Source organism: Janthinobacterium longum, from assembly GCF_051380735.1.
Taxonomy (GTDB): Bacteria; Pseudomonadota; Gammaproteobacteria; order Burkholderiales; family Burkholderiaceae_D; genus Janthinobacterium.
Genome location: NZ_JBNYXQ010000001.1, coordinates 194,954 through 208,870 on the forward strand (window position 1 = coordinate 194,954; position 13,917 = coordinate 208,870).

Genomic DNA, 13,917 nt, shown 5'->3' on the forward strand with positions numbered 1-13,917 from the left:
TCAACCATCGCCTGAACGAGAACCGACATGAGCACCACTACCTGGTTTATCCTGATCGGCTGTCTGATGCTGGCGCGCGGCCTGGCCGCCACCAGCATTGCCCGCCTGCCTTTCACCTCCTCGATGGTCTACCTGGGCGTGGGCCTGGTGGTCGGCCCCATGGTGCTGGGCCTGTTTTCGCTCGACCTGGTCAAGCAGGCGCCGTTGCTGGAAACCCTGACCGAAATCGCCGTCCTGATTTCCCTGTTCTCGGCTGGCGTCAAGATGCCGGTGCCTTTCACGCTGGCACGCTGGATGCCCTCGCTGCGCCTGGCCTGGCTGTCGATGGCGCTGTCGGTGGCGCTGGTAACGGCGTTTGCCTGCCTGGTGCTCGACCTGCCGCTGGGCGCGGGGATCCTGATCGGCGCCATCCTGGCCCCGACCGACCCGGTGCTGGCTACCGACGTGCAGGTACGCCACCCCGGCGACAGCGACCATCTGCGTTTTACCCTCACCTGCGAAGCGGGCATGAACGATGGCAGCGGCTTTCCCTTCGTGATGCTGGGCCTGGGCCTGCTCGGTTATCACGAGCTTGGAAACACCGGCTGGACCTGGCTGTGGCACGATCTGTTATGGGCCAGCGCAGCGGCGATTGCGCTGGGTGCAGCAGGTGGCGCCCTGCTGGCCTGGCTGGGCTGGCAGTTGCGCGGCAAGGATCCGAAACATGAAGTGCTGGACGACCTGGTCGGGCTGGGCCTGATCGCCGTCGTGTACGGCGTGACCACCTGGCTGCATGCCTGGGGGTTCCTGGCCGTCTTTTTTGCGGGCGTGGCCTTGCGCCAGACCGAACTGCGGCTGGCCGGCGCCCCCGAAGACAAGCATGGCCTGCTGCAAGCCGAGCAGGTGCATGAGGATTCGGCTGTCAAGCCGGTCAATTCGCCAGCGCCGCTGACGGTGAGTGCCGAATCGCTGGTATTCAAGGAACACCTCGAACACTTGTCGGAACTGACGCTGGTGCTGCTGCTCGGCGGCGCTGTCAGCGCGGCGGCATGGAACTGGCGAACGTTCGGCATGGCGCTGTTCCTGATACTGGTGGCGCGCCCTGTCAGTGTCATGCTGGGCCTGCTGGGTTCGGATACCGGCATGCGCCTGCGCGGCATGGCCGCCTGGTTCGGCGTGCGCGGCATCGGTTCCGTGTTTTATCTGTGCTACGCGATCAATCATGGCCTGCCGGAAGGCCTGGCGCGCGAGCTCAGCAATATGACCATCGTGGTGGTGATGGTCTCCATCGTTGTCCATGGCATCAGCGTTACTCCGCTGCTGAACCGGTATTGGGGCAAATAGGTCGCAGGGCACAATTGCTAGAAAACAATGTTTTGCCAATCGGCACCGCTGTTCCGGAAAATATTGCTAAGATAATCAAAATGCCAGAATGCCGCAAGGCGACATCATCGAAGAAAGAGAACCACATGAAACGACGAAGCGTACTGGGACTGGGTGTTGCATTGGCCCTGCTGCAAACCGGTTGCGCCACCAACCCCGCCGACACAGCCTGGGAAACCGCCTTTGACGCCTTTATGCGCGACGGGCTGGCACGCACCGAAACACCGGCCATGAGCGTGGCCATCGTGCGCGGTGACAAAACCATCTTTGCCCGCGGCTATGGGCTGGCCAATATCGACGAGGCACAGCAGGCGGACGCCGACACTGCGTTTCATATTGCCTCCGTCAGCAAGGTGGTCACCGCCACCGCCATCATGATGCTGCATGAGCAAGGCGTGTTCCAGCTCGACGACAAGGTCGCGCCCCATCTCGATTTTCCACTGATACACCCGAAGTATCCCGATGTGCCGATCACTTTCCGTCACCTGCTGACGCATACCTCGGGCATTTCGGACGCCGTGTACGAGAAAACGCCGGCGTTTTCCGTCGAAGGTGACCCGCGCCTGCCACTGCGCGACTTTTTGAAGGGCTATCTGTCGCGCGGCGGCGGCTGGTATGACGCCGACCTGTCGTTCGCGGGGCGGCCCGGCACCGAATGGCGCTACAGCAATGTCGGCTACGCCCTGCTCGGCTATCTGGTGGGGCGCCTGAACCCGGAAGGACTCGATCTCTATACTCAGGAGCAGTTGTTCGAGCCTTTGGGCATGGATGACACGGCCTGGAAACTGGCCGGCCTGCCCCGCAGCACAGTAGTGGCCCAGCCTTACAAGGACAAGGATCCCGGCGTACAGGTGCTGCCACCGGCCGGCTACCCGGACTGGCCAGCTGGCCTGCTGCGCAGCTCGGCGCACGATTTTGCCCGTTTCCTGGCCATCTTCAGCAATGGCGGCATGGTCAAGGGCCACCGCTACCTGAAGGAAGAGACCGTCAAGGCTTTCCTGGAACCCCAGCCGGTCAGCATGGCGGCCAGCGACCCGCAGGCGCGCCAGGCGCTGGGTTGGGTACTGCGCGACCTTGACGGCATGCCGCTGGTGACTCATAGCGGCGGCGACCCGGGCGCCGCATCGGTGGTCTGCATCGATACGGCCAGCAAGACGGCCGTGCTGGCGTTTTCCAACATCAGCGCCGACCGCGAGTTCCGCAGCTTCCAGAAGGAAGTCGTGCAGCGCCTGCTGGCGCGCGCCAACGAGACGGCCAGGAACTGAGGAGCTTGACGCCATTGTGTGGGCGGCCGCACGGTGGCGGTGCACCAGGCAGGTATGCTTGACGCGTTACATCAGCCCACTTCAGGAGACCAGCATGACCAACCGTATTGGCAACAAAGACATCGCCCAGCAACGCAGCAAAAGCGAAAAAGCCCGCATCAGGGCATCCAATATTGCCAACGAGGCAGTGAAAAAAGCAATCGCGAAAGAAAAATATCGCAATGCCGTCAAAGGGCAGTCCGCTACCCCGGCTTAAACTCAGGCGCCAAACCAGCCTTGCAGCTTTTCCGCAGCGCGCAGTTTGACGTCGGCCGTGATGTAAGTCGCCACCGTTGCGACGGCGGCGGCCAGCACGGCCAGGTCATCCGCGTATCCCACCACCGGCGTGATATCGGGAATCGCATCGATCGGTGAAATGAAATAGCCGAGCGCGCCGTAGATGGCCGTGCTGGCCCACACAGGCGTGTTCGGCTGCTGGGCAGCATAATAGAGCCACAAGGCTTTTTCGATCACTTCGCGCCCGGCGGTTTTGGCGAAGCTGAGCACTTTGTCCCAGAAGCTGTCATCCGTATATTTCTTTTCGTAGGCCTTGGCCCCGGCAGAACGATCCTGATCGTGAGTTTTTCTTTTGCCAAACATCTGCTGCTCCTCCTTGCCGCGCGGCCTTGCTGGTTGAACGCGCACATTATCATAATTAGCCAATCGAGATACCTGGAGTACCGTGCATGAAATCGGAAACACCCGTGGAAACACTCGCCCCAGACCCCACTGCCGCAGATCCCGCGCCCGCGATTGCCAGGGCTGCCGGCCTGCGCTATGTCGGCGACCACCAGGCCGGCATCGCCCGTCGTGGCAAACCTGGCAAGTTTCATTACATGGACGCCGACGGCCAGCGCCTGCGCGACGACGACACATTGAACCGCATCAAGGCGCTGGCGATACCGCCAGCCTGGACCGACGTCTGGATCTGCACGCGCGCCAACGGCCATCTGCAGGCCACCGGACGCGACGCAAAGGGCCGCAAGCAATACCGCTACCACGCGCGCTGGCGCCAGGTGCGCGACGAAGCCAAGTACGAGCGCATGCTGAGCTTTGGCCGCGCCCTGCCCGCCATCAGAAAAGCCGTCGAGGCGGGCATGAAGCTGCCCGGCATGCCGCGCGAAAAAGTACTGGCCACCATCGTCCACCTGCTGGAACTGACGATGATGCGCATCGGTAATGAAGAATATGCGCGCACCAACAAGTCATTCGGCCTGACCACCCTGCGCACGCGCCATGTCAAAGTGGTCGGCAGCGGCGTGGAATTTCATTTCCGGGGCAAGAGTGGCGTGCATCACGACATCAAGCTCAGCGACCGGCGCCTGGCGCGCGTGTTGCAAACGATCCGCGATTTGCCAGGCCAGGAACTGTTCCAGTATCTCGATGAGGACGGCCAGCGCCATGGCGTCGATTCGGGCGATGTCAATGATTACTTGCGCGAAATCACGGGCGAGGACTACACGGCCAAAGATTTCCGTACCTGGTCAGGCACCTTGCTGGCAGCGCTGGCACTGGAAGAGTTTGAAAAAGTCGATTCCGAGGCGCAGGCCAAGAAAAATATCGTGCAGGCCATCGAATCGGTGGCGAAGAAGCTGGGCAATACGCCATCGATCTGCCGCAAATGCTATGTGCACCCGGCGGTACTCGATTCCTACCTGGACGGCAGCTTGCTGGAGGGGTTGAAGGCACGCGCGCAGCAGGAACTGCAGGAAGACCTGCATGCGCTGGCGCCGGAGGAGGCGGCCGTGCTGGCTCTGCTGCAGCGGCGCCTGCAAAGCGAAGAACCGATCAAGCGTCGCCGCTAGGCTGGCACTGGGCCGACAGGCTCAGTTCGCGCATACCGCACAAGGGCAGCGTGCTGCTCTGTTCGCCCGTCATGCGACCTGGCGATGCAGCCGTGGCCACGACTGCTGCGGGTTCTGCGTTCACTTCACCGTTCCACAGTGTGGCGGCCAGCGTCGACACAGTAAACAGGCAAATCAGCAGGAAAGGCTTGTTCACACCGGAGGTTTTGTGCATCGCTGGCTTGTTCATGGCAGTTCTCGTTGATTGATTGCAGAATGGAATCATCTTCTCGTGTTTCCACAATGCATACAATCAGACAGCAACCGCAAGCAAGGTAGGACTATGCTGACAAAATTCGCGCCAGGCTGTCGGCGCGCTGGCCGCTGCTCAGGCCGGCAGGTCGCCCAGTTCCAGCTCGGTGAAACCGGCGCGGCGCCGCGCTTCCAGGTTGAACGGCCCGCGCAGGCTCGGCGCTTCATAGCGCGCCGCCAGCTCGGCATAGGTGGCGCGCAGTTCCAGGCCGCGCTGCTCGCACAGGTAGCCATACCAGCGGTTGCCGATCTCCACATGGCCGACTTCGTCGCGCAGGATAATGTCGAGGATGGCGGCCGCCGCCATATCGCCCGCTTGCGCCAGCTTGGCGCGCAGCGGCGGTATCGCATCCAGGCCGCGCGCTTCCAGGGTGCGCGGCACCAGCGCCATGCGCGCCAGCACGTCGCCGCGCGTTTTGTCGACCATTTCCCACAGGCTGTCGTGGGCCGGAAAGTCGCCGTAGGCATGGCCCAGTACGGCAAGGTGGGCCACCAGCAGCGAATAATGCGTGGCCTCCTCGGCCGCCACACGCAGCCAGTCCGTATAGTATTCACACGGCAGATCCGGAAAGCGCCACAGCGCGTCCAGCGCCAGGTTCATGGCGTTAAATTCGATATGCGCCAGCGCATGGACCAGCATGGCGCGGCCTTCCTGCGTAATCATCGAGCGACGGCCGACCAGGCGCGGTGGCACCAGTTCCGGGCGTTCGGGGCGGCCGGGGATGGCGCCTACAGGCTGCAATGCCGCGGAGGGATCGGGCGCGGGGCATGCCTGGGCCATGGCGGCGACCATCACCACCTTCACCGCCGGGTCGGGTTCGAGCAGGCAGGCCAGCGCGCAGGTGCGCAGTTCCTGAGGCGTTTGTTGAGTCGGGGTCGAATTCATACTGCTTTCTTGGTACGCGATTTTCTTGAGGGCGCAGTCTATCAAATTATGAATGCCGATACGCTGATTGAACCCTACGACAAAGAGCTGGGGTCAGACCCGACGGGTCTGACCCCGGATTTCAGGCACGGGTCAATGTAACCATACTACTCACTCGCCATCAAGCCTTGCCCGCGCGATACATACCCATCCATTTCGGCCTCGGGCACCATGCTGCCACCCGTGCCCCACACCAGATGCGTGGCGTTGCCCAGATTCGGCGCGTACGCGGACTGCTCCAGCACCGGCACTATCCCCGCAAACCCCGCCACGGCCGATGGCTCCAGCCGCCAGCCCTCGGTTTGTTCCAGCAAGGCCAGCAGCCGGAACAGTTCCTCGTCGCTGACGGTGGCGTAGCCGTCGATCAGCCGGCGCATGGCGCGTCCGACAAAGCCGGAAGGCCGGCCCACGGCCAGGCCGTCGGCGGCGGTGATGTTGTCGATGCCGATGTCCTGCACGCTGATCAACTCATGCAAGCCCGTATGCACGCCCAGCAGCATGCACGGCGAATGCGTCGGTTCGACGAAGACGCAGTGCACACGGTCGCCAAAGGCCAGCTTCAGGCCGAAGGCGACGCCACCGGGGCCGCCACCCACGCCGCACGGCAGGTAGACAAACAGCGGATGATCCGCGTCGACCAGCACGCCCTGCGCCTCGAACTGCTGTTTCAGGCGCTCGCCCGCTACCGCATAGCCGAGAAACAGGTCGTGCGAATTTTCATCGTCGACAAAGTGACAGGTGGGGTCATCCTCGGCCTGGCGGCGACCCTGCTCTACCGCCACGCTGTAGTCGGATGCGTATTCGATCACGCTCACGCCGTGTGCGCGCAGCTTGTCCTTCTTCCACTGACGCGCGTCCGCTGACATATGGACCGTGGTGCGAAAGCCCAGGCGCGCGCCCATGATGCCGATCGACAGGCCCAGATTGCCGGTCGAGCCCACCGCGATCGCGTATTGACCGAAAAAGCCGCGCACCGCCTCGCTGGCCAGCAAGGCGTAATCGTCGTGTTCACTGAGCAGGCCGGCGTCCAGCGCCAGCCCTTCCGCATGCTTCACCACCTCGTAGATGCCGCCGCGCGCCTTGATCGAGCCGGAAATCGGCAGGTGGCTGTCCAGCTTGAGCCACAGCCTGCCGGGAATTTCGCGGCACAGGCGCGCCGACAGCGCCGCCTGCATGGCGGGCAAAGGCAACAGCGGCGACTCGATCACGCCGCCGGTGGCCTGCGTTTCGGGAAAGGCGCGCGCCAGAAAAGGCGCAAAACGGGCCAGGCGAGCGCTGGCGGCGGCCACGTCGTCCTTATCCAGCCCGACATCGGCCAGCGCTTCGGCCGCAGGTGCGATGGCGGGATTGAACCAGCTCAGTGGCTGCAAGGCCGTCAGACGCTCAATCAGGGGGAATCGGGCGCGCAGGGCGGCGAGCGATGAGGCTGGCAACATGGGAACTCCTTGGTAAACAATCTAAACAATCCATGATTAAACCGCATCGCGCCGCCGATGGCAAAAATGCACGCGCGCCTGATTAAAACTTCAGCTGCAAGCCCACATCAAACGACCTGCCCTCGGCCGGCAAGGGCTGCAGCGCGCCGCCATTCGCCTCCAAGCCTGACAGATACACTCCTCCGAGCGGATCGGCATAGGCGCGATTGAAGGCATTCGACACGCCAAAATTCAAGCTGGCCATCTTGTTAAGCGCCACCTGGCTGCGCAGGTTGACGATGGCATAGCCGCCTGTTTCCGGCTCCAGCCGGCGCGCATCGACCTTGTCCTTGCGGGCAACCAGCTTGGCTTCGAGGCGGCTGCTCCAGGCGCCGATCGCGTGTTCCACGCCCAGCAATGCGTTGAACGGCATCATGCGGTACAGGTTGCCGCCGCCGTCACTTTCACTGCGCTTGCCGCGCGTGTAGGCCGCATTGCCGGTGGCGATGAATTTTCCCCAGCGCTTGCTGGCCGCCAGCGGCGCCTGCCACGACAGGTTGACGCCATACAGTGTCGCGTCATGATTGGCAAAGCGCAGCAAATTGCCGTTCGCGCCCATCTGCATATAGGGGTTGAACGGCGCCAGCACATCGGCGTCGATATAGTCGCTGACGCGGCTGTAATACGGGTTGAGGCGCACGAACCAGGCGTCGTCGCCCTCACCCCCACCATGCCAGTCGGCAGTGAAAGCTGCCGTGTAGGCGGTTTCCGGTTTCAGGTCGATATTGCCGACATAGCCGTTGCCGTCGCCAAACCAGTTGACCATGGTCATCGCCATCGTTCCCCTGCCCCACGAGTAGCGCTCGTACAGATTCGGCGAGCGCACCTTGCGCGCCAAAGCAAATTCATAGCTGCTGGCCGCGTCGGGCACAAAGCGCGCCAGTGCGCTGGCGTCGATATTGGTGTCGCTTTGGTACCGCGAGCGGGCATTGAAAGCGTTCGCGGCCATGGAGTCGGCCATATTCATCATGCCGCTGCCATACGATTGCACCGCGCCCGTATTCATGCGCACCGATTCGCCGCGCAGGCCCAGCACGCTGCTCCAGCGTGCATCAACCTGGCTTTCCAGTTCGCCGAACAGCACCGCGCGGTCACGCTTGCCGTCATTGATATTGAGGTAGGTGCGCGGCCCCATCATCATCGAGCCGGGCACCGCCGGCCAATAATCGTCAAGGCGAAAAGCGTGGAATTCATGGCCCAGGCGCAGCTCGCCGATGCCGGTCGGCAGGCTGGCGGCAAGCGCGTAGCCGGTGTTTTTGCCATGCGTGATCATCGGCATGGTGCCCGGGCGCTCGCTGCTGAAAAAGCCCATTTCATGGTCGGTCTGCTGCCAGTACAGGCGCGCGTCCAGCAGGCCCCAGCCAAAGCGGCCCTGGTAAGCCAGGTTGGCGAACTGGCCATGGTTGTCCGTCATGTCCATATACTGGTTGGGAAAACCCTGGTAAGGAATATGCTGGAGGCCGGCGCGCAGGGTCAGCTGCTGGCCATCGCCTTTGGCTGCCAGCACGATGGACTGGTTGATGCTCTCGACCATGCTGCCCAGGACTTTGTCGCCGTGGCCGTCGTCATAACTGCGGCTGCGCGTGTAGGCGCCGCTGTAGCCGATGGACAGCGTCTCACTGGCAGCGCTGGCCGTTACATTGGTGGCCACGCTGTTGTTGACGCTGCGGCCAAGCAAGCCGATGCCGACCTGCGTCAGCAGCCCTGCACCCGGTGCGGCGAAGACCGGTGCGTTCGAACTGACTTCGATGGTGCCGCCGATGCTGTCGCCGCCCGCGCTGACTGGCGTTACGCCCGCGATCAGCTTGATGCGCTGCACCTGCGACGGATCGATGGTCGACAGCGGCGCGTTCATGTGGTTGGCGCAGGCCGAGGTGATTTCCATGCCGTCGATACGGATTTTCAGGCGGTCGTCGGCAAAGCCATTGACCACCGGCAGGCCGGACACGCCGCCGCCGGCCGCCACGTTGTAGCCGGGCAGATTGCCCAGCATTTGCGCCGTGTCGCCCGATGCGAGATAGTGCCTGGCCAGCGCACTGACGATGACTTTCTGTTCCGGCAGGACGATATCGCCGTTGTCGGCGTGGGCAAATGCGGGCATGGCCAGCGCAAGGGAAATCAAAAAGGGAGTGTGGTTCATGATGCTGCTTTCTGTTCAATGGTCGTGACGAACGGCCGCCTGCGCACACACTGGGCACGGCAGGCAACAGTTCAGATTGAGCGAGGAATCAGAAAGCGGCAGGCGGGCCGCGCGGCTGGACGGGCGTCCAGGCAAACAGCGGCGTGGGGGAAAGATAAAACAGCTGGGGCAGCAAGCCGGCGATCAGTGCGCCGGTCGCTGGCGCCAGCGCTACTGGCGGCAAGTCCAGCGTGGCCGCGTGCATGCTGCAGCACGGGCAGTCGCCCATCTGCATGGCGTTCTTCGCTGGTGCGGAATCGTCGAGCGACACCTTGAGCGGCACCATGTTCATGCCGCCCGCCACCGAGCAGATTTCCAGGCTGGGCACGGCGCCGCCCTGTACGACGGTCAGCGCGCGCGATAGCGTCGGGGCGAGCGCCGCCAGCAAGATGGCGCAGCACGCGATCCACAGTACGAAACTTGCCCTGGCTTTGCTGATGAACATGGCGCCATTATAGCTGCCGCCATGGTACTTTTACCATCTCCCGGGTCAGGCGCTTCGGCTGTACTGGCCTGATTACAGATCGACCTTCATGCTGAGCTTGACCGCGCGCGGCGCACCGGATGCCAGCCGTGTGCCGGCGCCGGCCCAGTAGCGTTTGTCGGCAGCATTGTCGACATTGAGCTGCCATACCACCGCCTTGTTCATCACCGTGCCCGCATAACGTGCACCGGCGCTGAACAAGGTCACGCCGCCGAGGAAGGCCTGGTTCAGGTCATTGACCGGACGCGCGCTGTAGTAATACGCGCCACCGTTCACCGACAGGCCGGGCATGCCGTCGACGGCATACGAGACAAACGCGCTGCCCGTGCGTTTCGAGGCATTTTCAGGCGCCTTGCCGTTGTACAGCGCATTGATATGCTCGAAGCTAGGGTCGAGAAACTGCGCCGAAGTCTGCCACGACAACTGGCGAGTCAGCTTGCCCTGCGTGGCCAGTTCCAGGCCACGGTAGTGCTGCTCGCCATCGGACGTGAACAGATTGCCGGTGTTGGTGTAATAGCCGGGGCGCACGATATCGAACAGCGCGGCCGAGAGCAAGGTACCGCTTGGTGTCATCCAGCGCGCGCCCAGTTCCTGTTGTTTGCTCACGCCGGGCGCCAGCTTGACGCCCTGGTTGGCGCTGCCGGTCGGCGCGGTCTCGCCCTCTTCCAGGCCGCGCGCCAGCGACGCATAGAACGACACAGCAGGGGTCAGCTTGTAGATCAGCGAGGCCATCGGCGTGGTCTTGCTGACGTCATAGTGGCTGGCGCCCTGGTCGCTGCGGTAGCTGCTGCGGCGCACGCCGACCACGCTTTGCCACTGCGGGCTGAAGACCATGCGGTCGAGCGCGTACAAGCCCGTGTCGCGCGTCTCCAGCGCCGCCGTGGTCGGCGACAATGGTGCCGCGCCGAACACCACATTCGTTATCGGTACCGGGGCATACAGGTTTTGCGAGGCGATCGTGTAATTGCGCTGGTAGATGGCGTCTTGCGACTTGTCGGTGCGCGAAGCACCCAGCGTCAGTTCATGGGCAATAAATCCGGTGTTGAACTGGCCAGCCAGTTCCGCGCGCAGCAGGTCCGAGGTATTCACGCCATGCTGGATATTGCCCGTGATGCGGCCGGCACCGGTGGCCAGTGCGGCCGCATTATTCAGGCGGAAAATCGGCAGGCTGCGGTCGCGCTCGGTCTCCGAGCGGCCCGCTTCCAGCGTCAGCGCCCAGCGGTCACTGAGCGCATAGTCGGCGCGCAGTTGGGCGTTTTTCGTCTGCGCTTCGAACTTGGCCCAGTCCGGGCCAATCAGCTTCGATGGATCGACCGCGCGCGGCAAGCTGATCACGCCATTGACGGCGGTCGGCAGGTTGACGCCCGCCTGTTCGGTGACCTTGCGGCGATCGTATTCCAAGTCGGCTTTGAGCAGCAGTTTGTTCGTCACGCGCCAGTCCAGCGCGGCCGACACAAAGCTGCGATTGCCGTTGCCGACATGGTCCAGATACGAACCCAGAGTGCCGCCGGCCGCATTGATGCGCATGCCGAACTGCTGCTGTTCGCCAAAGCGCCGGCCCACATCGATATTGGCCACCGCGCTGCCACGGTCATCCAGCGACAGGCCCACGCTGGTGACGGGCGTGCTGCCAGCGCGCTTGGTCACGAAATTGACCACGCCGGCCGGCGAAGTAAAGCCATAGTACAGGGCCGACGCGCCCTTCAGCACCTCCACCCGCTCCTTGTTTTCGATTGCCACCTGCGAGAAATTCATGATCGGCATCGAGCCGTTGAGGCGGTAGTTGGTGCGGTTTTCCACCGCGATGCCACGTATCACCAGCTGGTCCCAGGTCTCGCCGCCATTTTGCTGGCGCGTCACGCCGGCCGTATTGCGCACCGCGTCGTACAAGCCGGCGGCGCCTTGCAGCTCCAGCAACTCGCGCGTGATCACGTTCACCGTCGATGGCACGTCCATAATGTTCGAACCGCGAAAACTGCCCGCTTCAGTGCTCAAGGGCACCAGGCCCTGGGCACGGGCGCCGGTGACTTGCACAGCCTGCATCCTCTGATCATCGGCGGCCTGAACCTGTGCATGAACGGGGGTAGCGAAAGCCAGCGACAAGGCGCTGGCCAGCGGAAGCAATCGGAGGGAAAATACGGCGGGCATGGATGGTGTAACCTTCAATGTAACAGTCAGTCGAAACTTGCAGTGACGGGCATGATACTCGTAACGAGAATCATTCGCAAGAAATGCGTTTGAAATGCCGCGGCCGGTTATCGGGCCTTTTCCAGAGCGACGTCAGGACGGCCAGACCACCGCCGGAAAGCTCATGATCCCCATGCAACGCCATCAACGATTTTTGCAATTTCATCATTGCAGTATCAACCATACGACAGGTCACCAGAAGCTGCAAAAAGGCAGCAAAAATTCTCTCGGCGATACTTGTTCTGTGTCAATATATCTTCAGTGCATCTATTGCAATTGAAAATTTATTAAGGGCGACGTCGTGAAAATTCCTTTGAAAAGGCTACTGGCCATTTCGTTCAGCATTCTGGTGCTTCTGGTAGTGCTGGTGTCCGTATTGTCGCTGGCAGCGCTTCGAAGCACGAATCAACGGTTCGGCTCCTACGTGGACGATATCGCTTACCGGCAAGCACTGATGAGCCGCCTTGTCGGCGCGGTGAAAGACACCTCGATCAACACCTACGGCCTGGTGTTGGTGAGCGAACCGCAAGACATCGAGACAGGTAAATCACGCGTGGTTGCCTCGCGCGAAAACACCCAGCAAACTTTGAAGCTGCTCAGGCAGGCGATGGAACTCAGCCCGGAAGTGACGGCCGAAGATCGCGCCGTGGTGGACCGGGTCAATGAACAAGTGCTGGCCTTCGAGAAAGCTGCATGGAGCGTAGTGGGCTTTGCCCTGGAGGACAAAAAAGCCCAGGCCATCGTCTCGATGAACCAGGAGGTCAAGCCCAGGCTGCAGGAAGTGTTCACCTCTGCCCAGGCTTATCTCGACAGCAGTGGCAAGCGCGCCTCCTCCAGCGTTGAGGCGGCAAGATCCCTGTATGGCACATCGCTTGTCATGCTGATTGCCGCCGGCGTCCTGGCCGTGGTCGGCGCTGGTGCACTAGGCTGGTTCATCACCCGATCCGTCTTCACCTCTTTGGGGGCTGAGCCGGCTGATCTCGGCGAAGCAGTGGCACGCGTTGCGGCCGGTGATCTGCGCCGGGTGGCAGGTGCGCACAGCGCGCCGCCAGGCAGCGTGCTGTCGAACATCGGCAAGATGCAAGAGCAACTGCACGGCCTGATCGTCACGGTCGAGCAGTCGGCCGAGTCGATTGTGACGGCAACCTCGGAAATCGCCTCCGGCAACCTCGACCTGAGCGGCCGTACCGAGACGCAGGCGGCGTCGCTGGAGGAAACCGCAGCCACCATGGACGAATTGACAACTGCCGTTCGCAGCAATGCCGAGAATGCGCAGCTGGGGATGCGCCTGTCGGCAGAAGCCAGTGACGTGGCCAAACGCAGCGGTGATACGGTAGAGCGCGTCGTTGAGACCATGCGCCAGATCAGCCGTAGCTCCGACCAGGTCGGACAGATCATTTCGGTGATTGAAAGCATTGCATTCCAGACCAATATTCTGGCCCTTAACGCGGCGGTTGAATCGGCACGGGCTGGCGAGCAAGGCAGGGGTTTTGCCGTCGTGGCCAACGAGGTCAGGAACCTGGCACATCGCAGCGACACAGCGGCCAAGGAGATCAAACAACTGATCAGCTTGTCGATTGAAACCGTGGGTGCAGGAACCACACTGGTGGATGAAGCCGGCCATACGATGAGCGAGGTTGTCACCGTCGTGCGCCGGGTTTCAGACCTGATGACTGAAATTGCCAATGCAGCGGACGAGCAGCGCCGTGGCATTGCCCAGGTAAATGAAGCGGTGACCCACATGGATGGCGCCACGCAGCAAAACGCCGCCCTGGTAGAACAAGGTGCAGCCGCCGCCGAAAGCCTCAAACACCAGGCTCAGTCGCTGCAGAAGGCTGTTGCGGTTTTTGATACCGGCCGGTCAGACGTCAGGAGGCTCTCCCGATGAGACCTCACAAAACACGC

12 protein-coding genes are annotated in these 13,917 nt (G+C 62.4%); 5 read left to right on the forward strand and 7 right to left on the reverse strand.

From position 1 onward, the window contains the following. The first annotated feature begins 27 nt into the window (after positions 1–27). From ACQ4WM_RS00895 to ACQ4WM_RS00905, 3 genes are all read left to right on the forward strand, one after another. A complete protein-coding gene (locus ACQ4WM_RS00895) occupies positions 28–1,323 on the forward strand; it encodes a cation:proton antiporter (RefSeq protein WP_436544837.1) in 1,296 nt (431 codons plus the stop codon). 125 nt (positions 1,324–1,448) lie between these two features. Continuing rightward, positions 1,449–2,627, forward strand: a complete 1,179-nt coding sequence (locus ACQ4WM_RS00900) for a serine hydrolase domain-containing protein (protein WP_436544838.1) — start codon at positions 1,449–1,451, stop codon at positions 2,625–2,627. 94 nt (positions 2,628–2,721) lie between these two features. Continuing rightward, entirely contained in the window at positions 2,722–2,883 is a 162-nt protein-coding gene (locus tag ACQ4WM_RS00905; protein ID WP_436544839.1) for a hypothetical protein, read from the forward strand. A gap of 2 nt (positions 2,884–2,885) precedes the next feature. Here the strand turns inward: ACQ4WM_RS00905 and ACQ4WM_RS00910 are convergent, their stop codons facing one another. After that, positions 2,886–3,266, reverse strand: coding sequence for a YkvA family protein (locus tag ACQ4WM_RS00910; RefSeq protein ID WP_436544840.1), 381 nt, complete (start codon positions 3,264–3,266; stop codon positions 2,886–2,888). 86 nt (positions 3,267–3,352) lie between these two features. Here ACQ4WM_RS00910 and ACQ4WM_RS00915 point away from each other — a divergent pair, with 86 nt between their 5' ends. After that, the gene (locus tag ACQ4WM_RS00915; protein ID WP_436544841.1) at positions 3,353–4,471 is read left to right on the forward strand and encodes a DNA topoisomerase IB; all 1,119 of its coding nucleotides are present in this window, start codon (positions 3,353–3,355) and stop codon (positions 4,469–4,471) included. On the opposite strand, the gene ACQ4WM_RS00920 is transcribed toward ACQ4WM_RS00915, so the two are convergent. The 6 genes from ACQ4WM_RS00920 to ACQ4WM_RS00945 form a co-directional block, all read right to left on the reverse strand. Next, positions 4,455–4,700 (reverse strand): hypothetical protein, encoded by a 246-nt coding sequence (locus tag ACQ4WM_RS00920; RefSeq protein WP_436544842.1) that lies wholly within the window; start codon positions 4,698–4,700, stop codon positions 4,455–4,457. The genes ACQ4WM_RS00915 and ACQ4WM_RS00920 overlap by 17 nt on opposite strands. Positions 4,701–4,838: 138 nt before the next feature. Continuing rightward, positions 4,839–5,648, reverse strand: a complete 810-nt coding sequence (locus ACQ4WM_RS00925) for a ferritin-like domain-containing protein (RefSeq protein WP_436544843.1) — start codon at positions 5,646–5,648, stop codon at positions 4,839–4,841. Positions 5,649–5,794: 146 nt separating this feature from the next. Then, positions 5,795–7,123, reverse strand: coding sequence for a D-serine ammonia-lyase (gene dsdA, locus ACQ4WM_RS00930; RefSeq protein WP_436544844.1), 1,329 nt, complete (start codon positions 7,121–7,123; stop codon positions 5,795–5,797). An 82-nt stretch (positions 7,124–7,205) separates the two neighbouring features. Next, positions 7,206–9,302, reverse strand: a complete 2,097-nt coding sequence (locus tag ACQ4WM_RS00935) for a TonB-dependent receptor (RefSeq protein ID WP_436544845.1) — start codon at positions 9,300–9,302, stop codon at positions 7,206–7,208. 88 nt (positions 9,303–9,390) lie between these two features. Continuing rightward, on the reverse strand, positions 9,391–9,786 hold the full coding sequence (locus ACQ4WM_RS00940; protein ID WP_436544846.1) for a DUF2946 domain-containing protein: 396 nt from the start codon (positions 9,784–9,786) through the stop codon (positions 9,391–9,393). 72 nt (positions 9,787–9,858) lie between these two features. Continuing rightward, the gene (locus ACQ4WM_RS00945; protein ID WP_436544847.1) at positions 9,859–11,973 is read right to left on the reverse strand and encodes a TonB-dependent siderophore receptor; all 2,115 of its coding nucleotides are present in this window, start codon (positions 11,971–11,973) and stop codon (positions 9,859–9,861) included. 340 nt (positions 11,974–12,313) lie between these two features. Here ACQ4WM_RS00945 and ACQ4WM_RS00950 point away from each other — a divergent pair, with 340 nt between their 5' ends. Then, positions 12,314–13,900, forward strand: coding sequence for a methyl-accepting chemotaxis protein (locus ACQ4WM_RS00950; RefSeq protein ID WP_436544848.1), 1,587 nt, complete (start codon positions 12,314–12,316; stop codon positions 13,898–13,900). The last annotated feature ends 17 nt before the right edge of the window (positions 13,901–13,917 follow it).